Annotated in this window: 21 protein-coding genes; 11 read left to right on the forward strand and 10 right to left on the reverse strand. The window is 73.8% G+C overall.

Annotated elements, in window-relative coordinates:
• Window positions 1-537: 537 nt before the first annotated feature.
• The 3 genes from ACWV17_RS04185 to ACWV17_RS04195 all read right to left on the reverse strand — a co-directional run bounded on the left by ACWV17_RS04185 (window position 538) and on the right by ACWV17_RS04195 (window position 4364).
• On the reverse strand, window positions 538-2514 hold the full coding sequence (locus ACWV17_RS04185) for an FUSC family protein (RefSeq protein ID WP_455358509.1): 1977 nt from the start codon (window positions 2512-2514) through the stop codon (window positions 538-540).
• Between the two features lie 7 nt (window positions 2515-2521).
• Complete coding sequence (locus ACWV17_RS04190; RefSeq protein ID WP_455358510.1) at window positions 2522-3574, reverse strand: endonuclease/exonuclease/phosphatase family protein; 1053 nt, start codon at window positions 3572-3574, stop codon at window positions 2522-2524.
• A gap of 115 nt (window positions 3575-3689) precedes the next feature.
• Entirely contained in the window at window positions 3690-4364 is a 675-nt protein-coding gene (locus ACWV17_RS04195) for a TetR/AcrR family transcriptional regulator C-terminal domain-containing protein (protein WP_455358511.1), read from the reverse strand.
• A gap of 102 nt (window positions 4365-4466) precedes the next feature.
• On the opposite strand from ACWV17_RS04195, the gene ACWV17_RS04200 reads away from it, so the two are divergent.
• Together ACWV17_RS04200 and ACWV17_RS04205 are read left to right on the forward strand one after the other, a co-directional pair.
• The gene (locus tag ACWV17_RS04200) at window positions 4467-4616 is read left to right on the forward strand and encodes a hypothetical protein (RefSeq protein ID WP_455356190.1); all 150 of its coding nucleotides are present in this window, start codon (window positions 4467-4469) and stop codon (window positions 4614-4616) included.
• A gap of 14 nt (window positions 4617-4630) precedes the next feature.
• Window positions 4631-5494 (forward strand): MBL fold metallo-hydrolase, encoded by an 864-nt coding sequence (locus tag ACWV17_RS04205; RefSeq protein WP_455356189.1) that lies wholly within the window; start codon window positions 4631-4633, stop codon window positions 5492-5494.
• Between the two features lie 69 nt (window positions 5495-5563).
• Here ACWV17_RS04205 and ACWV17_RS04210 read toward each other — a convergent pair whose 3' ends face one another.
• Window positions 5564-6001 (reverse strand): DUF7144 family membrane protein, encoded by a 438-nt coding sequence (locus ACWV17_RS04210; RefSeq protein ID WP_455358512.1) that lies wholly within the window; start codon window positions 5999-6001, stop codon window positions 5564-5566.
• Window positions 6002-6077: 76 nt separating this feature from the next.
• A complete protein-coding gene (locus ACWV17_RS04215) occupies window positions 6078-6884 on the reverse strand; it encodes an alpha/beta fold hydrolase (protein WP_455358513.1) in 807 nt (268 codons plus the stop codon).
• A 102-nt stretch (window positions 6885-6986) separates the two neighbouring features.
• Here ACWV17_RS04215 and ACWV17_RS04220 point away from each other — a divergent pair, with 102 nt between their 5' ends.
• The 5 genes from ACWV17_RS04220 (at window position 6987) to ACWV17_RS04240 (ending at window position 11932) form a co-directional block, all read left to right on the forward strand.
• Window positions 6987-8306: an aminotransferase-like domain-containing protein gene (locus ACWV17_RS04220; RefSeq protein ID WP_455358514.1), complete on the forward strand. Its 1320-nt coding sequence runs from the start codon at window positions 6987-6989 to the stop codon at window positions 8304-8306.
• Between the two features lie 511 nt (window positions 8307-8817).
• Complete coding sequence (locus ACWV17_RS04225) at window positions 8818-9207, forward strand: hypothetical protein (protein WP_455356185.1); 390 nt, start codon at window positions 8818-8820, stop codon at window positions 9205-9207.
• 139 nt (window positions 9208-9346) lie between these two features.
• Window positions 9347-9940, forward strand: coding sequence for an NADPH-dependent FMN reductase (locus tag ACWV17_RS04230; protein ID WP_455358515.1), 594 nt, complete (start codon window positions 9347-9349; stop codon window positions 9938-9940).
• A gap of 103 nt (window positions 9941-10043) precedes the next feature.
• The gene (locus tag ACWV17_RS04235) at window positions 10044-11081 is read left to right on the forward strand and encodes an ATP-binding cassette domain-containing protein (RefSeq protein WP_455358516.1); all 1038 of its coding nucleotides are present in this window, start codon (window positions 10044-10046) and stop codon (window positions 11079-11081) included.
• Window positions 11078-11932 carry an ABC transporter permease gene (locus ACWV17_RS04240; protein WP_455358517.1) on the forward strand — a complete coding sequence of 285 codons (855 nt, stop codon included), beginning with the start codon at window positions 11078-11080 and terminating at the stop codon, window positions 11930-11932. The genes ACWV17_RS04235 and ACWV17_RS04240 overlap by 4 nt, the downstream gene beginning before the upstream one ends.
• A gap of 30 nt (window positions 11933-11962) precedes the next feature.
• Here ACWV17_RS04240 and ACWV17_RS04245 read toward each other — a convergent pair whose 3' ends face one another.
• A complete protein-coding gene (locus ACWV17_RS04245) occupies window positions 11963-15232 on the reverse strand; it encodes an ATP-binding protein (RefSeq protein WP_455358518.1) in 3270 nt (1089 codons plus the stop codon).
• 134 nt (window positions 15233-15366) lie between these two features.
• On the opposite strand from ACWV17_RS04245, the gene ACWV17_RS04250 reads away from it, so the two are divergent.
• The 4 genes from ACWV17_RS04250 (at window position 15367) to ACWV17_RS04265 (ending at window position 20005) form a co-directional block, all read left to right on the forward strand.
• The gene (locus tag ACWV17_RS04250; RefSeq protein ID WP_455358519.1) at window positions 15367-16680 is read left to right on the forward strand and encodes a DUF1254 domain-containing protein; all 1314 of its coding nucleotides are present in this window, start codon (window positions 15367-15369) and stop codon (window positions 16678-16680) included.
• A gap of 4 nt (window positions 16681-16684) precedes the next feature.
• Entirely contained in the window at window positions 16685-18097 is a 1413-nt protein-coding gene (locus tag ACWV17_RS04255; RefSeq protein WP_455358520.1) for a DUF1254 domain-containing protein, read from the forward strand.
• 88 nt (window positions 18098-18185) lie between these two features.
• On the forward strand, window positions 18186-18896 hold the full coding sequence (locus ACWV17_RS04260) for a response regulator (RefSeq protein WP_455358521.1): 711 nt from the start codon (window positions 18186-18188) through the stop codon (window positions 18894-18896).
• On the forward strand, window positions 18893-20005 hold the full coding sequence (locus ACWV17_RS04265; protein WP_455356177.1) for a sensor histidine kinase: 1113 nt from the start codon (window positions 18893-18895) through the stop codon (window positions 20003-20005). Before ACWV17_RS04260 ends, ACWV17_RS04265 begins: the two co-directional genes overlap by 4 nt.
• Window positions 20006-20022: 17 nt before the next feature.
• On the opposite strand, the gene ACWV17_RS04270 is transcribed toward ACWV17_RS04265, so the two are convergent.
• The 4 genes from ACWV17_RS04270 to ACWV17_RS04285 form a co-directional block, all read right to left on the reverse strand.
• Window positions 20023-20205: a hypothetical protein gene (locus ACWV17_RS04270; RefSeq protein ID WP_455358522.1), complete on the reverse strand. Its 183-nt coding sequence runs from the start codon at window positions 20203-20205 to the stop codon at window positions 20023-20025.
• Window positions 20206-20285: 80 nt separating this feature from the next.
• Window positions 20286-20654, reverse strand: coding sequence for a hypothetical protein (locus ACWV17_RS04275; protein WP_455358523.1), 369 nt, complete (start codon window positions 20652-20654; stop codon window positions 20286-20288).
• Between the two features lie 311 nt (window positions 20655-20965).
• Window positions 20966-22270: an alpha/beta family hydrolase gene (locus ACWV17_RS04280; protein ID WP_455358524.1), complete on the reverse strand. Its 1305-nt coding sequence runs from the start codon at window positions 22268-22270 to the stop codon at window positions 20966-20968.
• A gap of 131 nt (window positions 22271-22401) precedes the next feature.
• Window positions 22402-23190, reverse strand: a complete 789-nt coding sequence (locus tag ACWV17_RS04285) for a DUF72 domain-containing protein (RefSeq protein WP_455358525.1) — start codon at window positions 23188-23190, stop codon at window positions 22402-22404.
• Window positions 23191-23228 lie beyond the last annotated feature (38 nt).

The raw sequence follows: 23228 nt of genomic DNA on the forward strand, positions 1-23228 counted from the left end.
GCAGGCGGGGAGGGCCCCGGGCCGCCTATGCGGCCGTCAGGCCGTTGGAGCCGAGGTGTGGCGACATCAGTCCGCATGCGGGGTCCGCCGAGCCTCAATCGTGCCCGGTTTGCCGGGGTTTGTGGCCTGCTTGCGGGCCCCCTCGGCCGCTTGGTGTCAATCCACCTCGGATTGGGCGTTGTTCCGGTGCAACAGGCGGCCGTCGGCCGCTATGCCGAGCCGCGCAGCCCCCGCAGCGGCCGCGTGTCTTGCCCCTACCCACCGGGCTGAGGTCACCGACGAGAGCGCAGCCAGCGTCCCGGCTCAGGTGGGGCCCCGCTCCCCGGGGCCGCCCGACACTCATCTGCACCAGCGGGACGGGGCGGACGGTCAAGGGGGGCCGAAGGCCATCGCGCAGCGACGCGACCGAAGGGAGCGCCCTTGACGGTCCGGTCCGGCCCGCCATACTCACCAACCGGGCGGCCCCGGGTTTCCCGTCCACCCCTCGCCCCCGGGCACAGTCACCCCGGCCCCGGCCCCCTCCGCCCCTGGCGGCCGTCACCCCCTCGGCGACGCGATTGACCTTGCCGCCGTTACCTCCTGGCCGAGGGGGGACAGTACGCTCCGCTGGTCGGTCGGCGGGGTGGTGCGGACCTCCACCAGGGTTTTGCTGCTGCGCAGGTTCGCCGCCAGCTCCCTCAGCTCCGCCGTGACGCCCTCGACCTCCGCCGGGGCCGGGGCGGTTGCCCCGTGGTCGACCCGGACCCGCGCCGCCGTCGTCGCGTCGACGATCCGCTCGACCGCGACGACCAGCGGCCACCACGCGGCGGCCCGCGCCCCCATCGGCGGCGGTTCCGTCAGCGCCCGCTGGAACTCGGACCGTACGACCGACAGATCGCGGTAGATCCGGCGGCGCGCCCGTACTCGCGCCGCCTGGTCCTGCGCGAGCTCCGTCGCGAACGCCCGCTCTACATAGCGCGCCGCGTCGTCGACCGCGTCCGCCAGCCGGTCCCCGATCCGGGTGTGCCAGCTCTCGGGCCACAGCAGATACCCCGCGACCAGCGCGATCGCGCAGCCGATGAGGCTGTCCACCAGGCGCGGCAGCACCAGGCCGGTGCCCTGCCGGTTGAGGAGATCCGAGAGCAGCAGGATCACGGGCGTGATGGCCGCTGTCTGGAACGCGTACCCCTTCGTCGAGAACGCCGGGATCAGCGCCGCCAGCACCACCATCACCGGCACGTCCCACCAGCCGCGCGGCACCTCCGCGAGCACGGCCGCCGCGACGACCAGGCCGGCCGCCGTGCCGAGCGCGCGCAGTACGGCCCGGGAGAACACCGACCCGAAGTCCGGCTTGAGGACGAACGTGACGGTGAGCGCGACCCAGTACGACCGGGGCACGGGCACCAGCGAGACCAGCGCCTGGGCCAGGCCGATGCACAGCGCGAGCCGCAGGCCGTAGCGCCAGGAGGCCCCGGAAATCAGGACGCCGCGCGCCCCCTGCCTCAGCCGTACACCCAGCGCCGCGGGCCGGCCGAGCCGGTCGTCGGCCTGGTACTCGTCGGGCTCGCTCTCGTGTACGACGGCCGCCGCGTGCCGCAGCGCCGCGTCCACCGCGCGCTCGGAGGGGGTCCGGGGCGTGGGCAGGTCCCACTCGACCGTCCCCCTGCGGCCCTCCTCGACCGCGGCGGCCAGGTCCCGTACGGCGGCCGGGATCGCGTTCGGCAGCGGCCCGCCGCGGCGCCGGGCCGCCTGATGGGCGGCGGGCGCGGCCTCGGCGAGCGGGATGACCACGTTGAGCTGGGCGAGTAGCCGCACCAGCGCCGTACTGCGGCCGTGGTTGCGGGTGCGCCGGGCGAGGATCAGGTCGTACGCCTGGTTGAGCGACTGGGTGAGGTCCCGGCGCCGGTCGTCGTACGTCTCGGAGCCCGCTGCCTCCAGCAGCGCGGCCAGCGACCGGTACGTGGCGGCGACGGCGGCCCGTTCCGGAACCCTGCCGCGCACCGGCCAGCCCAGCAGGGTCAGCAGCAGGACGAACATCCCGCCGAGGAAGAGCAGGAGCGGCGGCAGCCACCAGGGGTCCGGCATCGGCAGCCCCGCCCCGACGACGGCGTTGAGCAGCAGGAGCAGCCCGGACACGGACGCGACCGCGCCGATCGACGAGATCATGCCGGACACGAGCGCGACGAGCGTGAGCGCCGCGACCGCGAGCCAGCCCTGGCCGTACACGAGGGTGCCGAGCGTGACGCCGATCGCGCCGAAGGTCTGCGGGACGGCGATGTTGAGGATCCGCATCCGGTACGCGTCGGCGGTGTCGCCGATGACCCCGGACAGCGCGCCCATCGACACCAGCGCCCCGTACACCGGCCGGCCGGTGGCCATGCCGACGGCGAGCGGGGCGGACAGGGCGACGCCGGCGCGGGCCATGGCCGCCCACCGGAGGGAGGCGGGCTGTGGGCGCAGGCCCTTCAGCAGCCACTCCGGCGGGGTGAGCGGAGAGCGCCGCCCGTCACCGCCGCCGTTCGTGTTCTCGCTCATTCGCGCCTCACCGCATGTCGTACAGGTCCAGTTCCACCAGCAGAGCACGGTGGTCGGTGTGCGCGAGGTCCAGGAATCGCGCCGACCTGGCCCGGAAGTCGTCGCCGGCCAGTACGTGGTCGATCTGCGTCCCCGGTATCAGCGCGTTGTCCGCCGGCCAGGACGGCGTACGGGACCGGCCCGCGAGGCGGGCACTGTCGTGCAGGCCGCCCGCGTCGAGGAGGGCGCGGAAGGCGGCGTGGTCCTGGGAGGCGTTGAAGTCGCCGGCGACGAGGGCCGGCGTGCCCTTCACCCGGGCGGCGTAGTCGCGCAGCGCGCCGAGTTCCTCGCGCCACAGGGCGACTCCGCCGGGGATCGGCGGCAGCGGGTGGGCGAGCTGGAGCTGTACGGACCGGCCGCCGATCCGCGCCACCGCGCCCGGCATCGCGAGGACACCGGGCACGCCGGCGGCGGGCCGCAGCGGGTGGACGCTGAGGATCGCGGAGCCCTCCGCCCCGCCGGCCTCGACGACGTGACGGTACGGATAGTCCTTGCGTGGGATGCGGGAGGCGAGCGCGTCCGAGCAGGTGTGGTCGCATTCCTGGACGAAGACCAGATCGGGCTTCTCGCGCCGGACGGTGTCCAGCAACCCTTCCGTCCCGCCGCCGAATTCGACGTTCGCGGTCAGCACGCGCAGCTGGGCGACGACCCTGCCGTGCGCGTCGGTCGCGTCGGCGCCGTACGGGCGTACGTACCACCCGGTGGCGGCGAGCACGACGAGCGCCCAGACCAGGCCGGTGCGCCAACGGGCCGCGGCGGCGAGCAGCGCCCCGAGCCCGGCCGGCGCGAGCAGCCAGGGCAGGTAGGCGAGGAGCTGCGGTACGGGAGTGACGCCGTCCGCGTCCGCGGCCCGGAAGCCGAGGAGCACACTGACCCCGGCCAGGAGCACGCCGGCGGACCGCGCGGCGATCCGCCGCCACGCGGGCGCGGCGGTCGGTGGTGCGGCGGCCGGCGGGGCGGCCGTGGTCGCCGCCGACGGGGTGTCGGCACCAGTACGGCTCGGGCTCACCACGTCGTCCACCCCCTCTTGGCCCGCAGTGCAGTCACAGGAGCCGGCCTCTCGTCAGGCGGTGTCCGGTCGGCCCGAATCCTCCCTCTGGAAACGCCCTGGCGGGCGCGGGGGTTCCCGCCCGGGCTCAGGCCTCCTTGGGCGCGTACTCCCGTAGTGCGCTGATCAGCATCTCCACGCCGAAGGTGAACTCGGCCTCGAAGTCGATGGTCGCCAGGGCCGGCGCGACCCGCTCCACCGCCGGAAAGCCGCAGCCGGCCAGGCGGGCCGTGCGCCTGCGCACCGCGGACTCCTCCGTCCCGCTGAACGTGCGCGAGGCGTTCGCCTCGCGCAGCAGCGAGCCGATCTGGTACGCGATGAACGTCCGCAGCGCGTGCACGGCGGTCGCCTCGTCGAAGCCGCGGTCCAGCAGGATCGAGAGGACCGTGTCGATCGGGGCGAGCACGGTGGGGGAGGACAGCTGGCGGGAGAGCACCAGTTCGCAGGCGCGCGGATGGCGCAGCGAGGACCGCCGCATGTTGTGCGCGACCGTCCGTACGCCGTCCTCCCAGGTGCCCTCGAAGCGGAGCGGGAAGTTCAGTTCCTGGGTGATGTACTCCGTGACGCCGTCCAGGATGTCCGCCTTGCCGCGCACGTGGTTGTAGAGCGACATGGCCTGAACGTCGAGGTCGGCGGCGATGCGCCGCATGCTCACCGCGTCCACGCCCTCTTCGTCGATGATGCCCAGCGCGGCGGCGATGATCCGCTCGCGGGTCAACGGCGGTCGCGCCGCGGCCACTTGGGTGTGTGAGCCGGTGGACATGACTGCTCCTCAGGTCGGGTGGACCCATTGACGAACTTACAGCGTAAGTGCTTCGCTCGGATCGCGAACTTACGGTGTAAGCAGGGGAGAGGAACACGGTAGATGAACGGGAGCCCCGCCGACGCCTTCTTCCTCCGGGAGGGCGGGCAACAGGGCCCCGGGCGCGTCTCCTTCGGCCTCGACTCCGCGACCATCGTCTCCCCGCTCGGGTTCGTACCGGTGTCACCGCCGGGGCCACCGCTCTCCACGTAACGACGGAGGCGCAGATGTCTGTGCATGCCACTCCCCCTCTCCCTCCCCGCTGGGCCGAGGCGTTCCCGTCGGTCGACCCCCGGCGGACTGCCCGGACCGTCCACCACCTCGACTGCGCCTCCCTGCGCCCGCCCGGCACGGCCCCGCTCGTCGGCCACTGCCTGCTGGTCGAGGCGGGCAGCGGGCTCGTCCTGGTCGACACGGGCATCGGCGCGGCGGACGTCTCCGACCCGCGGCGCCTGGGCCGGCTGTTCCGGGCCACCATGCGGCCCGCGCTCGATCTGTCCCGTACGGCCGTGCACCAGATACGCAATCTGGGGTACGACCCGAGAGACGTCCGGGACATCGTTGTCACGCATCTCGACCTGGACCACGCCGGCGGCCTGGCCGACTTCCCGGAGGCGCGGGTGCACGTCATGGCGGACGAGTACCGGGCCGCGATGCGCCGGGACAGCCGGCTCGAAGCCGGCCGCTACGTCCCCGCGCACTGGGAGCACGGTCCGCAGTGGGTCATCCACGACACCGCGGACTCCGACTGGCTGGGCTTCCGCGCCTCCCGCGTCCTCAACGCCCCCGACATCCTGCTGGTCCCGCTCCCCGGCCACACCCGGGGCCACTGCGGGGTCGCCGTGCAGCAGCCGGACCGCTGGCTGCTGCACGCGGGCGACGCGTACTTCTTCCACGGCGAGGTGGACCTGCGCCGGCCTCGCTGCCCGCGCGCCACGGCGCTGCACCAGCGCCTGGTGGCGGTGGACCACGAGTCCCGGCTGAGCCAGCTGGAACGACTCCGCGACCTGCGCCGCGCGCATCCGCGCCTGGTGCGGATGTTCTCCTCGCACGACAGGTACGAATTCAGCCGCCTGACGGGCACCGCATAAACCGCCGATCACCCGGCCGGGCGGCGGCACGACGAAAGCTGGCCGCGCCGCCCGGCTGGGGCGATGGGGTTATCGGGTGCGGGGGGTGCGGTTGAAGTCCGCGGAGTCCGTGGCCAGGGCCCAGATGACGAAGGCGCTGACGGCCATCGAGAACACCGCCCACACCGGCTGGTAGGGCAGGAACATGAAGTGGAGCACGATGTTGAGGGCCGCCAGGGCGATGCCCGTGAAGCGGGCCCACTCCGCGCCCTTGAGGATGCCCCAGCCCGTGAAGGCCACCACGAGGCCGACGATCAGGTGGATCCAGCCCCACGTGGTGAGGTTGAAGGAGAAGACGTAGTCGCCCAGGCGCGCGTAGACGTCGTCCTGGGCGATTCCGGCGATGCCCTCGATGATGCTCATCAGGCCGGTTATCAGCAGCAGGACGCCGGCGAACAGGGTGCCGCCCGCCGCCCAGCCGGCCTCTGACTTCGTCCTCGACGGGGTGGGCGCTGTGCTCTGCGTCATGGCGTGCCTCCTGCGGTCAACGGGTCTGACGATCTCCCTCATCGTGGGCGTAGTGGCGGCTTTCGGGGTGGTTTGGTTAGGCCGTTCGGGTGACATCCAGGTAGGCGCGCAGGGCCGCGTTGAAGGCCGCCGGGCGCTCCAGGTTCGGCAGGTGGGCCGCCGACTCGATGACGCTGAGCGTCGAGTCCGGGAGCGCCGCGTGCATCGCCTCGGCGTCGGAGACCGGGGTGTACGTGTCATCGCGGCCCACCACGACCAGCGCCGGCACCGTGACGTTGGTGAGCAGCTCCCGGTAGTCGGGGCGTTCGGCGCGGCCGCGCAGCGCCGCCGCCGCGCCCTCCGGGTCGGTGCCGCACATCATGCGGTGCACATGGGCGGCTGTGTCGGGGTCGGAGTCCGGCGCGACCATCTTGTACAGCACCTCGTCCGCATATCCGGCCATCCCCTCGCGCAGCAGCCGGTCGGCCGTCTCGTTGCGCGCGGCCCGGCCGGCCTCGGTCTCGGCGGCGGGGAAGGTGTCGGCCAGGATCAGCCCGCTGACGCGCTCGGGGAACAGCCGGTAGCACTCCATGGCGATCTGGCCGCCCATGGAGAGGCCGCCGAGGACGAAACGCTCGACCCCGAGGTGGTCCAGCAGCGCGGCGATGTCCGAGGCGAACGCGGAGAGCGGGGTCACGCCCGGCTCGACGGACGACGTGCCGTACCCGCGCAGGTCGGGGGCGATGACGCGGTGGGTCTCCCCGAACGCGGCGAGCTGCGGGGTCCACATCGTGCGGTCGAAGGGGTGGCCGTGGACGAGGACGAGCGGGTCGCCGCTGCGCGCGTCGCCGCGGCCGGTGTCGTCGTAGCCGAAGGTGCGGGAGCCGATGAGTGCGGAGGGCATGACAGGAGGCTAGGTGCCGTCAACTCCTCGGTGCAATAGGATCTTTGCTCTCGGTGCAATGGGCGGGGCGTGCGGTGCGGTGCGGTGCGGGAGGGTGCGAGTGTGGACGAGTACCGGCGGGTGGCCGACGAGGTGGCCGCCGAGATCGCCTCCGGCCGGCTGCGGCCGGGCGACCGGCTGCCCACCCAGCGCGCGTTCGCCCGCAGCCGCCGCATCGCGAACTCCACCGCGATCCGGGTGTACGGCGAGCTGGTGCGCCGGGGCCTGGTGGTCGGCGAGGTGGGCCGCGGCACCTTCGTCCGGGCGGCGCCCCCGCTGCCCGGCCCCGCCCTCGCGGAGGCGACCGGCGCGGCGCCGGTCAACCTGGAGCTCAACTACCCGGTGGCCGAAGGCCAGTCGGAACTGATGGCCCGGAGCCTCGGACCGCTCCTGCGCGCCGACGTGTTCACCGAGGCCACCCGGCCTGCCGCCGCGGCCGGCACGCCCGAAGCGCGGCGCGCGGCGGCCGGTCTGCTCGCCAGGGGCGGCTGGCGGCCCGACGCGGACCGGGTGCTCTTCGCGGGCAACGGCCGCCAGGCCATCGCCGCCGCGGTCTCCTCGCTGGTGCGCCCGGGCGGTCGGCTGGGGGTGGAGGCGTTGACGTATCCGCTGGTCAAAGCGATTGCCGAGCGGCTCGGCGTCATCCTGGTGCCGCTCGCCACCGACAGCGAGGGGCTGCGCCCGGACGCGCTCGCCGCCGCCCACCGCAGTGCGCCGCTGGGCGCGGTGTACGTACAGCCGACGCTGCACAACCCGCTCTCCGTCACGGCCGGGGAGGCGCGGCGGGCCGAGCTGGCCGCGGCCCTCGACGACTGCCGCCTCACCGCCGTCGAGGACACCACCTGGGCCTTCCTTGCCCCGGACGCGCCGCCTCCGCTCGCCGCGTACGCGCCGGGCCGCACGATCCTGCTCGACAGCCTCTCCAAGCGGCTCGCCCCCGGGCTGACGGTGGGCTTTCTGGTCACCCCGGACGCGCACGCCGACGCGCTCGCCAAGACGCTGCGCTCCGGGGCGTGGACCGCGGGACGGTTCAACCTGGAGGCCGCCACCCGGTGGACCACGGACGGCACGGTCGCCGCCGTGGTCGGGGCCAAGCGGAAGGACGCGGCCGCCCGGCACGCCCTGGTACGGGAGCACCTGGCCGGCTTCCGGGTGCGTACCGACGCGAGGGCGTACTACTGCTGGTGGGAGCTGCCCCCGCCCTGGCGTGCCGAGACCTTCGTCGCCGCGGCGGCCGGGCGCGGGATCGCCGTCACCCCCGGCTCCGCGTTCGCGGTGGGCGGGCACACCGCCCCGGACGCCGTCCGGATCGGGCTCGCCTCACCGCCGGCGCAGACCCTCGCGTACGCGCTCGGGACGCTCGCCGGGATCGCCCGCCGGTAGCCCCGGGGCGTCCCCCGCGCCGGGGCGGCCGGTTCGCAGCGGGTGGCGATCCAGGTGCCGAGGGCCAGCGCCAGGCCCAGGGCGAGAACCATCCACGCCGTCGTGCGCAGGAATCCGGTCAGCGCGTCGTACACCGCGCCGGCCGTCCGGCGGTCCATGTCCGGCGGCAGGTCGTCGAGCGAGAGCCGGCGGCCGACGGCGACGCCCGCCCACAGCAGCGCCCCGCCGGCCGCGAGGCCAAGACCGGTGGCGGCCAGCACGCGGCGGCGGACCGCGACGGCGACGGCGCCGCTCGCGAGCAGCAGGGTGAGGACGGGCAGCCAGACTCCGGCGATCTGCAGCACGGGCAAGCCTTTCCGGAACGCGTCGAGCCGGTCCGGCTCCAGGCCACGAGAACGCTATGCCGGGGCAGGGCCGGGCGCGAGTCCTGGGGGTGCAGGCGGGTGGCGGGCGGCTCACCCCGGGAGCACCATGAAATCCGGGGGTGGTGCCGGAGATAAGGAGTTCCGTCATGGCACATGCCGCACCCACACCGGGGACCCACCAGCTGGGCGGGCTGAAGCTGAGCGCCTGGGTCGGTCCGCTGCTGTTCGGGGCCCTGTACGGCATCTGGGCGGCGTTCATCGGACGTCAGGCCGGCCCCATCACGGGCTACAACGTCCTGCTCGGTTTCGTCTCCGGTCTGCTCTTCGCCGGCATTCTGTTCCTGCTCAACCGGATGGGGCACCGCGTGCTGCCCGAGCTGCGCGCGATCGCGTACGGCACGTTCACGGCGATCGCGATGGGCTTCATGTTCAGCCTCACCGAGGACTCGGTCCTGAGGTCCACCGGGATGGGCCTGATGGTGGGCGCGTCGGTGGGCGCCCTCGCGTTCTACCGGTTCCACGTTCACGAACCCTGAGCCGTCCGCGCGTCCGGCCCGCGCGCCGGACGCCAGGACGCCAGGAACTCGCGCGGCCGCTGGACGGGATCCAGCGGCCGCGCCTTCGCGTCTCGCGCCCAGAGGGTGACCGCACACCGCGACCCCGAGGAGGCGCCCGATGACCGACACCCGTGCGACGACCGCGACCGCGGCCGCTGCCCCGGCCGTCGCCGTCGCTCCGCTCCGGGTCGCGGTGATCATCGGCAGCACCCGCCAGGGGCGGGTCGGTGACAGCGTCGGACGGTGGTTCACCGAGCAGGCCCGCGAGCGGGACGACCTCGACCTCACCGTCATCGACCTGGCGGACTTCGACTTCCCCGAGCGGTATCCGCAGGAGGCGACCGCGCAGATGGCGCGGTTCGCGGCGGAGATCGACCGGGCGGAGGCGTTCGTGGTGGTCACTCCCGAGTACAACCGGAGCTTCCCCGCGTCGCTGAAGCAGGCCATCGACTTCGCCTACGACGAATGGCAGGCCAAGCCGGTCGGCTTCGTCAGCTACGGCTACGGCTCGCAGGGCCTGTACGCCGTCGAGCAGCTCCGTTGCGTCTTCACCGAACTGCACACCGTGACGATGCGCGACGGCGTCAGCCTCAATCTGGCGGAGGACCGGGTCGAGGACCGCGGCCGGGCGGTCACCTCGCTGCTCGACCAGCTGGGCTGGTGGGGCCTCGCGCTGCGCGAGGCGCGCGCCGTACGCCCGTACTTGTCGTAGCCGCCTTCCGGGAGGGCCCGGAGCGACCAGAGTAATCAGGACGACCAGAGCAACCAGGACGACCAGGACGACCAGAAGGACCATGAAGGAGCGGAACAGAAAGATGACCACTGACCTCGCAATCGAGACGGCCGGCCTGGTGAAGGTCTTCGGGGAGAACCGGGCCGTGGACGGCGTCGACCTCGCCGTCCCCGCCGGCACCGTCTACGGAGTCCTCGGCCCCAACGGGGCGGGCAAGACCACCACCGTCAAGATGCTCGCCACACTGCTGCGGCCGGACGGCGGTGAGGCGCGCGTCTTCGGCAAGGACGTGATCAAGGATCCCGACGCGGTACGCAGCAGGGTGAGCCTCACCGGGCAGTACGCGTCGGTCGACGAGGACCTGACCGGCACCGAGAACCTGGTCCTGCTGGGGCGGCTGCTCGGGCACTCCAAGGGAGCGGCCCGGGACCGGGCTGCCCAGCTGCTGGAGGCGTTCGGCCTCACGGAGGCGGCCGCGCGTCAGGTGAAGAACTACTCGGGCGGCATGCGGCGCAGGATCGACATCGCCGCGTCCATCCTCAACACCCCTGACCTGCTGTTCCTGGACGAGCCGACGACGGGACTCGACCCGCGCAGCCGCAACCAGGTGTGGGACATCGTGCGGGCGGTCGTCGCCCAGGGCACGACGGTCATGCTGACCACCCAGTACCTGGACGAGGCCGACCAGCTGGCGTCCCGGATCGCGGTGATCGACCACGGGAAGGTCATCGCGGAGGGCACCAAGGGCGAGCTCAAGGCGTCGGTCGGCTCCGGCGCGGTACATCTGCGGCTGCGGGACGCCGGGCAGCGCGCCGAGGCCGAACAGGTGCTGGCGACCGCGCTGAACGCGGTTGTCCAGCTGGACTCGGACCCGCTCGCGCTGACCGCCCGGGTCAACGGGCACGGTACGCAGCAGGGTGCGGCGGAGCAGGCCGGCCGGGCACTGGCGGAGCTGGCCCGTTCCGGAATCACCGTCGACAACTTCTCGCTGGGCCAGCCCAGCCTGGACGAGGTCTTCCTCGCCCTCACCGACAAGTCCGGCCGCGCCCAGGTGCCCGCCGGAACCGACGCGGCCAGCATGGCCGACCCGAAGGCCGACACGAAGGAGGCAGTGGCATGAGCACCGTAGCCACCAAGGAACTGGACGACGTTGCTCTTGCCGCGCCCCGGGCGGAGGACCTGGCGGCCCTGCTCGTGAGCAAGGACCGGCCGGCGCGCCCGAGTGCGCTGTCCACGTCGGTGACGTTCGGCTGGCGCGCCGTTCTGAAGATCAAACATGTGCCGGAGCAGCTCTTCGACGTCACCGCCTTCCCGATCATGATGGTGCTGATGTACACGTACCTCTTCGGAGGCGCGATCGCCGGCTCCCCGGAGGCGTACATCCAGGAGCTGCTGCCGGGCATTCTGGTGATGAGCATCGTCATGATCACGATGTACACGGGGGTGTCGGTCAACACCGACATCGAGAAGGGCGTCTTCGACCGCTTCCGGACGCTGCCGATCTGGCGGCCCTCGGTCATGGTCGGCTATCTGCTCGGTGACATGCTCCGGTACGCGCTCGCTTCCCTGGTGATGCTGGCCGTCGGCCTGCTCCTGGGCTTCCGGCCGGACGGCGGGGTCGTCGGAGTCGTCGCCGGGGTGGCGTTGCTGATCGTCTTCTCGTTCGCCTTCTCGTGGGTCTGGACGATGTTCGGACTGCTGCTGCGCAGCGAGAAGTCGGTGATGGGCGTCAGCATGATGGTGCTGTTCCCGCTGACGTTCCTGAGCAACATCTTCGTCGACCCGAAGACGATGCCGGGCTGGCTGCAGGCGTTCGTCAACAACAGCCCGATCACCCATCTGACCACGGCGGTACGGGAGTTGATGGCCGGTGACTGGCCGGCCACCGAACTCGCCTGGTCGCTGGGCTGGGCCGGCCTGCTGGTCCTCGTCTTCGGCCCGGTCACGATGCGGCTCTACAACCGCAAGTGAGCCGATCGACCGGCCCCCTGGAGCAGCCCCCTAGAGCCGCCAGGCGATGGGGGGCTGGTCCGGTCGGTACGTGCAGGTGGCGCCCGTCGACACCGTCGCCCGGAGGTGCGCGGCCAGTTCCGGGTGGCGGTCGTCGAGCTTGCGGAGCGTGTCGCGGATCCGGGCGGTGACCGTCTTGCGTGCCCGCTCCGCCTCGTCGCCGAGGCGGCGGGAGCGGCCGCCGAGTCCGGCGGCGGTGCGCAGCTCGGTGAGCAGTGCCGCGCGCTCGCGGTCGTACTCGGCGGCCCGGCGCTCGTCACCGCGTGACGCCGCCCGGTCGATCTCCTGGTCCAGCAGTTCCAGCCGGAGCTTGTACCGGGACTTGGCCTCCTCGTCGAGGACCGCGTCCCCGCCCAGTGAGCGGGCGGCCACCACCTCCTCGCCGCCCTCGGGGGCGAGGAGGTGGACGGCGGGGATGTCGGAGCCGGGCCGGCCGAGCAGGAAGCGCAGATCGCGCAGCCCCTTGGCGTCGGGCATGTGCGCCGTACGGCCGGCATAGGTGAGGCTCCAGACGGAGCCGTCGAACCGGAACTCGTGCGTCGCCGGGGCCGGAGCGGGTGCCGGAGTGGTGGCCGGAGCGGTGGCCATGTCCGGAACCGCAGCGGTGGCGGGAGCGGCGGCCTCCGGGGGGCGGACGCGGCGGACACGGCCGGCGATGTGGCGCATGCCCAGTTCTGCCGCCTCCCGCTCGGCGTCCGCGAGCAGCGTGCCGGCGGCCGCCGCGTCGCCGGGCGCCGCCCGGGCCAGCAGCACCTCGGCGAGCCGGACGCGGGCCTCCACCGACCACGGGCGGGCCCGGAGCTGCTCGGCGGAGCGGTGGGCGGCGGTGAAGCCCTCGACCGCCGCGTCCCAGCGCTGCTGGGCGGCGTCGACGACGGCCGACCACAGGACCATCGGGCCGCTGATGTCCCAGCCGTACATGGAGACCGCCCACTGGCCGAGGAACGGCTTGAGCGCGTCCCGGGCCTGCTCGCACAGCTCCGGGTCCCCCGAGGCCGCCGCGGCCTGTGCCTGGAAGCGCAGCCGCAGCGGGAGGAAGCCGCGTTCCCACCGATGGTCCGAGCCGTGCGTGGTGAGCTCGGCGAGGAACGCCACGGCGGGTCCGGTCTCGCCCTGCTCGATCGCGCTGATCGCGGCGAGCAGCCGGGGGCACGGGTGGTCCCGCTCCAGGATCCGGTGCAGCTCGTCCAGCTCCTCGTACCGGCCCTGGAGCAGCGCGAGCGTCCAGCGGTGGTGGTGCAGCAGATATCCGAAGTGCCCGTGCCGGTGGCGCTCGGCGTGCGCGTACGCCTCGGCGAGGAAGGTCTCCGACTCGGCGAACCGGCCCATCAGGGCGGTGATGATGGACTGGTCGACGGCGGCGCCGATGCCCATACGGGGCAGGTTGTGCCGCTCGGCCATCGCGACGAACGTGCGGTACTGGTCGAGGTAGCGGGGGTCGCCCAGTTCCACCAGCGCGACCCAGCGCAGCGAGGCGGCGAAGTGCTCGCCCTCGATGTCGTTCCGGCGGCGGGAGAGGGCCACCAACTCGTCGATGAGGGCCATCCGTTCCGGTGCGGTACCGGGCCCCCAGATCGCGTGGTGGCGGGCCCAGAGCCCGAAGCCGAGGGCTTCGTCGTCCTGATGCCGCCGGGCGAGCACGGCGATCCGGATGCTCAACTCCTGCGCCAGCTCCTCGTCGGTCCGGGACGCGCCCGAATCCCCGACGGCTGCTGTCCCGGCGGCCGCTTTCGGTTCCCCCAGCAGTGCGTGGGCCTCGCGCAGCAGTTCGGCTCGCAGGGACTCCAGTTCACCGGTGTCCAGCGCGCCGTACAGGGTGAGTGCCACGCGGCCGAGCAACTCCGGATCGGCAGCCTCGCGGGCCGCCGTGGCCGTTTCCTCGAAGATCCGGCACGCCTCCTCGCGCTCGCCGAGGTGGTGCAGGTCCTGCGCGAGGTCCAGGGCGACGACCACGCGCCGCCGGGGCGCCGCGCCCGCCGACCGCTCCCGCGCGCGGCGCCGGTGGGCGATCTGTTCCTCGAACGCCAGCCGGCTTCCGGCGTCCTGCGCCGCGGCCAGCAGCAGGTCGAGCGCCTGGTCGGGGTCGAGCTCGTCCCCCGCCGCGTACGCGTGCCGCGCCAGGTCGGCCGGGAAGACCTTCTCGGCGAGCGCGGGGGAACGGTCCAGGGCGCGGACCACCGTCGCGTGCCGGTGCCGCAGGTCGGCCTCGTCCAGCGCGTCGTACAGCGTCTCCCGTACGAGATCGTGGGCGAACGCGAACCGGCCCGCCTGCCGGGGCACCACCAGCCGCGCCGTCACCGCCTGGTCCAGCAGCCGGTCCACGTGCGGCACGGGCGCGGCGGCGGTGGCGGCCAGTACCTGCCGGTGGAACTCGCGGCCGAGCACGGAAGCCGTGGTCAGGACCTGCCCGACCGGTTCGGGCAGCAGTGAGAGCCGCCGCCGCACGGCCTCCCGTACGCCCGGGGCGATGGCGGTCACCGCCGACCCGCCGCGCCACAGCCGGGCCGTCTGCTCCACGAAGAAGGGGTTGCCCCCGGTCCGCAGATGCACCTCCGCCACCAGCGCGTCGGCCGGCTCCTGGCCGCTGGTCAGCGCCATCAGCGCGCCGACCTCCTCGCGCTCCAGCCCGGTCAGCGTCACCGTCGTCGCCTTCGCGACCAGCGGCAGGATCAGCGGCTGCAGCGGGTGGTCCGCGGCCTCCACCTCGGCGTCCCGGTAGGTGCCGACGAGCAGCAGCCGCTCGAACCACGCGTGCTGCGCGGCGAATTCGAGCAGCTTGAGAGACGCGGTGTCGGCCCAGTGCAGGTCGTCCAGGACGACCATCACCGGCCGGTCCTGCGAGACCGTCACCAGCGCGGTGGTCACCGCGTCGTACAGCGGGAAGCCGCTGTCCTCCGGACCCGTCGCCTCCTGGCCTGCCTCCCCGCGGCCGGACACCTCGCCGAGCAGGACCGCCAGCCGGCCGCCCGCCGCCTCGTCGGTCCGCGCCCACTCCTCCTCGCCGACCGCACGTCGCAGGCCCCGCACGACCTGGACCCAGGGCCAGTACCCCGGGGCGCTGTCGGAGTCCCAGCAGGTGCCGCCGAGGACCAGGGCGCCCCGCCGCCGCGCCTCGTCGGCCGCCTCGGTGACCAGGGTGGTCTTGCCGATGCCGGCCTCGCCCGTGACCAGCACCAGACCGCCGTGGCTCTCCGCGGCCCGGCCGATCTCCGCTCGCAGGACGGCCGTGGGGTGGTCGCGCCCGATGAGTGCAGGGGTCATGCCGAGAACGATAGGAGGCGGCACTGACATCGGGCATGCGAAGCGCATCAGGCATGCGAACCCCGCACCCCACACCTAAGCTCCTAAGGAGGCGAAACCGGCATTTCGCCTCTCCTGGATCAGGAGGCGACCGCATGGATCTCGACGTGGCGCGCAGGACGGCGGCCGAGGGCTGGATCTGGGGACTCCCCCTCCTGGAGAACTACCGCACGATGTACGCCCAGGCCGTCGACCCCGCCGACGCCCGCCCGATCGACGGCCCGGCCGGCGGCCCATCCGGCGGATTCGGCCGCTTCCGGCATTCCGCGCAGGCCCTCGCCCCCGCCGGTACGGACAGCGACCTCGTCCAGTCCTGGGCCTGGCTGGACCTGCGCGCCGAGCCGTGGGTGGTGTCCGTACCCGCCACGGACCGCTACTACGTCCTGCCCTTCCAAGACCTGGACACCGCGTACGCCGGCTTCATCGGCTCCCGTACGACCGGCCAGGGGGCCGGCGACTACCTGGTCGCGGGTCCCGGTTTCATCGGAGTCGTACCCCCTGGCATCGACGGGGTGGTGCAGGCGGACACGTATCTCGTCGGCGTCGTGGGACGGACGGACGCGGCCGGGCCGCCGGCGGGAGGCGGGCAGCAGGAGAAGTACGAACTGCGCTCGCTGTCCACCTTCCTGGACATCGCGGGGCCGCACCCCGCGCCCGAACCCGTCTGGCCGGTGTGGCAGGAGGAATCGCTGTCCACGGTCGAGTTCTTCACCGTCCTGGACTTCCTGCTCGCCTTCTTCCCCGTTCTCCCGAACGAGGCCGAACTGCGCGGCAGGCTCGCCGCGCTCGGCGTCACCGGCAGCGGTGAGTTCGAGCCCGCCGCCCTGCCGCCCGGGATGCGTGACGCCATCGAGGCGGGCATCGGCGACGCCCGCACCCGGCTGGCGGATGTGGGAGAGGGGGTCGAGGGCGCCGCCGGCTCCACGTACGGGCCCGGCACCCGCGCCCAGCAGGGCGACGACTACCTCGCCCGGGCTGTCGCCGCCCACCGGGACCCGTACCAGCTGCCCGCCGAGGAAGCCTGGTCCGCGCGCTGGACGCAGGACAGCGAGGGCAACCGGCCGCCGGACGCCTCGCGCCACGACTACACCGTCCGCTTCCCGCCCGGGCAGCTCCCACCGGGCCGGTTCTTCTGGTCCGCCACGCTGTACGGGCTGCCGGACCGGCTGCCCGTCGCCCACGCGATCGACCGCCACTCGATCGGTGACCGCACACCGGGCCTGGTCCACGACGCGGACGGCGGCCTGACCCTGTACGTCCAGCGCGAGCGGCCCCTCGGTCCCGCGGAGGCGGCCAACTGGCTCCCGGCCCCGGACGGTCCGTTCACCCTCGCCCTCCGCGTGTACGGACCGGAGCAGTCCGTACTGGACGGAAGCTGGACGCTGCCGGCCCTCACTCCCCGGAGCTGACACCGTGACCACCGCCACCGCCACCGCCACCGAGCTGACGGAACTGGCCGCCGACGCGTACGTCTACGGCTCTCCGCTGGTCCACCACCTCACCAGCGCCGAGGGCTTCACCCGCCAGGGTCTGGGTCTGGGCAGCCTGCCCCCGACCCCGTTCAACCAGTTCGGGCATGTCCACCAACCCGCCGATCCAGCCTCCAAGTTCGCCTCCCTCAACAACGACACCCTCTACTCGATCGCCCAACTGGACCTCTCCGGCGGGCCGTTGCTGCTATATGTACCGGACTACGAGGGCGCCTACTACGTTCTGCAGTTCATCGACGCCTGGACCAACAACTTCGCGTACGTCGGCCGCCGGGCCACCGGAACCGAGGCGTCCACCTGGCTGATCGCCCCGCCCGGCTGGGCCGGCACCACTCCCGAGGGCGTACGGGTCATCGACGCGCCGACCGCTGTCGTGACGGTCATCGGCCGCAGCGCCTGCGCGGGGCCCCTGGACATGCCGCGCGTCACCGCCCTTCAGAAGGCACTGACGCTCACGCCCCTGCGTACAGGCGCGAACGGCGGCGGCGGTGGCGGCGGCCTGCCGCAGCCGGACCCCGCCGTCCCGGAGCCGCTGCGGTTCTTCGAGCTGCTGCGGATCTGGATGGCCGACTTCCCGCCCGCCGCGCCCGATCTCACGTACCAGGACCGCTTCCAGCCGCTCGGGCTGCTGGAGGAGGGCCCGTCGCCGTACGCCGGGGCCGGCCCCGCCCTCGTACAGGCGCTGGAGGACGGGCTCGCCGAGGGCCGGGCACGGGTCGAGGAGGCCGCCAGGCCGTCCCTGTCCGCTTCCGCTTCCGCTTCCGGGGCGGCTTCCGTGTCCGGGGCGGCCACCGGTGCCTGGGACATGGACCTGCACCTCTTCGACTACAACGTCGACCACCTGGGCCCCGGCACCCTCGACGAGGAGCGCTGGAAGATCACCGACCGGCCCACCGCCCGGCTCGCCCGCGCGGTCGCGGCCCGCGCGGTGCTCTGGGGCAGCCACGCGTACGAGGCGGTGTACGCCCGCACCAGCACCGACGCCGACGGCGAGCAGCTCACCGGCTCGAAGTCGTACACCCTGCGCTTCGACACGCCGCCCCCGGCCGACGCCTTCTGGTCCGTCACCATGTACGACGCGCCGGACCACTACCTGGTCGCGAATCCCCTCGGCCGCTACTCGGTCGGGGACCGGACCCCCGGCCTCCGGTACGCCGCCGACGGCTCCCTCACGCTCGTACTCCAGCGAAACCGGCCTACCGATCCCGACGAGGCCGCGAACTGGCTGCCTGCTCCGGCAGGGGACTTCCGGCCGATGGTCCGCATCTACACCCCGCGGGCGGAGGTGCTGGACGGGAGCTACCGGCTGCCGCCCATCGAAGTACGCCAAGGGTGACCCCTTTCCCACGGCCCGTTCCTTACGGAATGCGGACGGCCGGGCCGCCGGGGCGACGGCGGGCCCCGACCGGTGCGAGGCTGGGCCTATGCAGACACCAGGTCCCGGCCGGGCCCATGTACTGGTCGTCGACGACGATCCGACCGTCGCCGAGGTCGTCGCGGCTTACCTCGACCGGGCCGGCTACACCGCCGAGCGGGCCGCCGACGGCCCCACCGCGCTCGCCCGCGCCGCCGCCCGCCGCCCCGATCTTGTGGTCCTCGACCTGATGCTGCCCGGCATGGACGGCCTGGAGGTCTGCCGCACCCTGCGCGGTGCCGGGCCGGTACCGGTGATCATGCTGACCGCCCGGGGTGACGAGGACGACCGGATCCTCGGCCTGGAGACCGGCGCGGACGACTACGTGACCAAGCCGTTCAGCCCGCGCGAGCTGGTCCTGCGCGTGGAGTCCGTCCTGCGCCGAAGCCGCGCGGGCGACGCCGCACGGCAGGGCCCGCTGCTCCGGGCGGCCGGCCTGACGCTCGACCCGGCGGCTCACCGCGTTACCAAGGACGGCCGCGAACTGGCCCTCACCATGCGGGAGTTCGACCTGCTCGCCCACCTGATACGTCATCAGGGCCAGGCGCTCACCCGGGAGGACCTGATGCGCGAGGTGTGGGGCTGGGACTTCGGGGACCTGTCGACCGTCACCGTCCATGTCCGGCGGCTGCGCGGCAAGATCGAGGACGATCCGGCCATGCCCCGGCTGATCCAGACGGTGTGGGGCGTGGGCTACCGGTTCGAGGTCCCCGGGCCATGAACGACGTCCTGCTCATCGCCCTGTACGCCTTCCTCGGCGCGGCCGCCGCCGGACTGCTGGGGGCCGGTGCGCTGCGCGCCCTGCGTCACCGGTCCGTCGCGGTGTCGCTGACCGTCGTCGCGGCCGTCACCGTCACGGCGATGCTGGCCGGCACGCTGGCCGTGGCCTGGGCCATGTTCCTCTCCCCGCACGACCTGACCGTCGTCACCACCGTCGTGGCCATGGCGGCCGTGGTCTCGCTCGCCACCGCCCTGCTGCTCGGCCGCTGGGTCGTGGCGCGCAGCAACGACCTGGCGCTGGCCGCCCGTTCCTTCGGTGACGGCGGCGACTTCGCGGCCCCCGAGGGCGAGGCCACCGCCGAACTGGCCGCGCTCGGCCGGGAGCTGGCCGCGACCAGCGCGAAGCTCGCCGCATCCCGGGACCGTGAGCGCGCGCTGGAGTCCTCCCGGCGCGAGCTCGTCGCCTGGATCTCGCACGATCTGCGCACTCCGCTGGCGGGCCTTCGGGCCATGTCCGAGGCGCTCGAGGACGGCCTGGTCCCGGACCCGGAGCGGTACTTCCGGCAGATCCGCACCGAGGTCGACCGGCTCAACGCGATGGTCGGCGACCTCTTCGAGCTCTCCCGGATCCACGCCGGGGCGCTGGCCCTGGCCCCGGCCCGGATCTCCGTGTACGACCTGGTGGGCGACGCGCTCGCGGGCGCGGACCCGCTCGCCCGTGAACTGGGCGTCCGGCTGGTCGGCGACCGGGTCGACGCGGTGCCGGTCGAGGTGGACGGCAAGGAGATGACCCGGGTGCTGGGCAACCTGCTGGTCAACGCAATCCGCCGGACCCCGGCCGACGGCACGGTCGCGGTGACGGCCGAACGTACCGCCGACAGCGTCGTGCTGTCCGTCACCGACGGCTGCGGCGGCATCCCGGAGGAGGACCTTCCGCGCGTCTTCGACACCGGCTGGCGCGGCTCGGAGGCCCGGACGCCGCCGGCCGGGGCGGGGCTCGGTCTCGCGATCGTGCGAGGCATCGTCGAGGCCCACGACGGCCGGGCGGCGGTCCGGAACGTACCGGGCGGCTGCCGCTTCGAGGTCACCCTGCCGGCGGCGTCCGCCTAGGCGGCGCGTGCACCTGGTCAGGCCTGGTTCTCGCGCGTCTCCTTCCGTGACGGGACGGGCGGGGCCGACGGGGCCTGCCGGGTCTTCGAGCTCTTCGAGGTCTGTTCCGGCTCGGCCGCCGAGGGGGCCGCCGTCGGGGCGGACCTGCTGGCTTCGGCGCGCAGCATGGCGTTCAGGGCGGCGAAGGGGTCAATGGGCATGGCTGTGTCCTTGCGTCGGTGTGATCGGTGCGTGGGGTGCGTGGCTGGTGACGGGCGGTCCGAGGGCCCGGCGGGCCCAGTCAGCAGCGCAGGACCACGCAGCGCACCCCGCGTGGCGCGGGGGCGGGGACGTCGGCGGCGCCGGGGTACGGCCGTTCGTACGTACGTACGACCCCGGGGTCGGGGCCGGTACCGCGCGGCGGACTGCCGCCGGGCCGGGCTCCGCCACGCCCGGGGGCCCGCAGCTCGGTGTCGGACCCGTCGCCCTGCCCCTCGCCCGCGGGTTCGGCGGGGGCAGTGGGCGCGGGAGGCGGGGCCGCCTGGGCGGCGGCGGTACCGGGGACGGACGTACCGAGGAGGGTGAGGAGGAGCGCGACCAGCACCACCCACGTGGGCACCGCGTACCGGCACGCGGTACGCAGCGGCGGGGCGAGGCGCGTTGCGCTCATGACAGTGGTTGTCCCCGGAAGGCCACCGTCCCTGGCCCATCCGGCCCAAGAACCCCTCGAACGGCCCAGCGAACGGCGCGGCAGCCCGCCTTTGCCGGCCCCGGCCGGCCACTCTGCCCGCCGCGGCGCGGCGTGGGGCACCCTGGCGCGCCCACCCGGTCAGCACTGGGCCCGGTCAACCGTGCCGGGCGCGCGGCACCCGACCGCAGGTGCCCAGCAGGCCGGGCTTTCGGTCAGCACCTGCCCGGGGGCGCTCACCAGCCGCGGTGCCCGGCCCAGGAGCGGCCGGCCCGCCCCCGGGGGGGGTGGGGTCAGCCGGGGGCTGGGGTCGCCAGGTGGGCGGCGAACCAGTCGCGGGCCAGGTCGGCGACCTCGTCCAGCGCGCCCGGTTCCTCGAAGAGATGCGTCGCCCCCGGGACGACCTCCAGCCTGTTCTCGCAGCGCAGCTGCCGCTGGGCCACCCGGTTGAGGTCGAGCACCATCGCGTCCCGCCCGCCCACGATGAGCAGCGTGGGCGCCCGTACGCCGGTGAGGCGCGGCCCCGCGAGGTCGGGACGGCCGCCCCGGGACACCACGGCGGCTATGTCCGCGCCTGGATCCGCGGCCGCCCACAGCGCCGCCGCCGCACCGGTGCTCGCCCCGAAGTACCCCACGGGGAGGGCCTGGCGGCGGCGCAGCCAGGCGGTGGCGTCCGCCAGCCGCCCGGCCAGGGTCTCGATGTCGAAGACGTTCGCCCGGTCGGCCTCCTCCGCCGTGGTGAGCAGGTCGAAGAGCAGGGTGCCCAGGCCCGCCCGGTTCAGCGCGGCCGCCACCAGGCGGTTGCGCGGGCTGTGGCGGCTGCTGCCCGACCCGTGGGCGAACATCACGACCGCCGCGGCCCCCTCGGGCACGGTGAGGTCACCGGCCAGCCGCAGGCCACCCGCGGCCACCTCCACCTCGCTCTCGGTTCCGGGGCCCACCGCGGGCGTACGGGTCACGGGGGCGGTCGCGGCCTGCGCCAGCAGGAACATGACCTCCTCGTCGGAGGTCTGGGTGAAGTCCTGGTACCACTCGCCGACGGCCGAGAACGCGACCGGCGTCGACAGGCACACCACCTCGTCCGCCTCGGTGCGCAGCCGGGCGACCGCGTCCGGCGGCGCCACCGGCACGGCCAGCACCACGCGCGCGGCGCCCTGCGCCCGTACCACCTCGCACGCGGCCGCGGCGGTGGCGCCGGTGGCGATCCCGTCGTCCACCACGATCACCGTCCGGCCGTCGAGCGAGAGCCGCGGCCGGCCGGACCGGAACCGCCGGGCCCGCCGCAGGAGTTCGGCCTCCTCGTCGTGCTCGACGGCGGCGAGGTCGGCCTGCCGGACCCCGCTGCGGCGGACGATGTCGTCGCTGATGACGCGCACCCCGCCCTCGCCGATGGCGCCGAACCCCAGCTCGCGGTGGTAGGGGACACCGAGTTTGCGGACCACGATCACATCGAGGGGAGCGCCGAGAACATGCGCCACGTGGTACGCCACCGGTACGCCGCCGCGGGGCAGCCCGAGGACGACGGGTTCCTCCGTGGCGAGATGGCGCAGTGCTTCGGCAAGACGCCGTCCGGCGTCCGCCCGATCGGTGAACAGCACAGTGGTTCACCCCCAGCCAGGGGAGACAGACACCCGGATCCGCGAGGGCGGCGGCCGACGCGGCCGTACGACTCGTACAGCTCCAGGGTACGCACGCCGACACCCCCGTACAGGCCGCCGCGAGGTCCCGCTCAGGACGGGGACCGCGCCGCGCCCGGCGGCGGCGGGGTACGGCTGACCGTGCGGCCAAGCGCGGTCGCCGTCCGGGCGAAGTGCGCGGCGTCCGCGACGGCCGCGCAGCCCTGGTCGTTGTTGAAGTACACGTACACGTCGTCCTCGTCCGGCCAGGCGTCGGCGATCCGCCGGGCCCAGGACCTCAGCGCCTGGCGGCCGTAGCGCGGCGCCGGCTCGGCGAGGCCGCCGTGGAACCGTACGTACCCCCAGGAGGCCGTACGCCACAGCGGCGTCACCGGGCGGGAGCCCCGGTCCGCGCAGCACAGCGCGCTGCCGTGCCGTTCCAGCACCGCCCGGAGTTCCCGCTCCGCCTCCCACCACGAGGTGTGGCGGAGCTCGACGGCCACCCGGACCGTACGGGGGAAGCAGCCGAGGCAGGCGTCCAGCGCGCCGGTGTCCGCCCGGAAGTTGGGCGGCAGTTGCAGCAGGACGGGTCCCAGGCGGTCGCCCAGGCCCTCGGTGCGGTCCATCAGCCGGCGCACCGGCTCCTCGGGGTCGCGCAGGCGCTTGAGATGGGTCAGATAGCGGCTGGCCTTGACCGCCATGACGAAGCCCTCCGGTGTGCGCGCGCGCCAGGAGGCGAAGATCTCCGTCGTCGGGAGGCGGTAGAAGGCGTTGTTGTTCTCCACCGTGGCGAAGTGCCGGGCGTACTCCTCCAGCCACAGCCGCTGCGGCTGCCGCGGCGGGTAGAGACCGCCGCGCCAGTCCTTGTACTGCCATCCCGAGGTTCCGACGAGCATGGGCATGGTCCGATCCCTGCCCGCACCGAGCGGGGAGATACCGC

This window comes from Streptomyces mabaensis, from assembly GCF_053763515.1.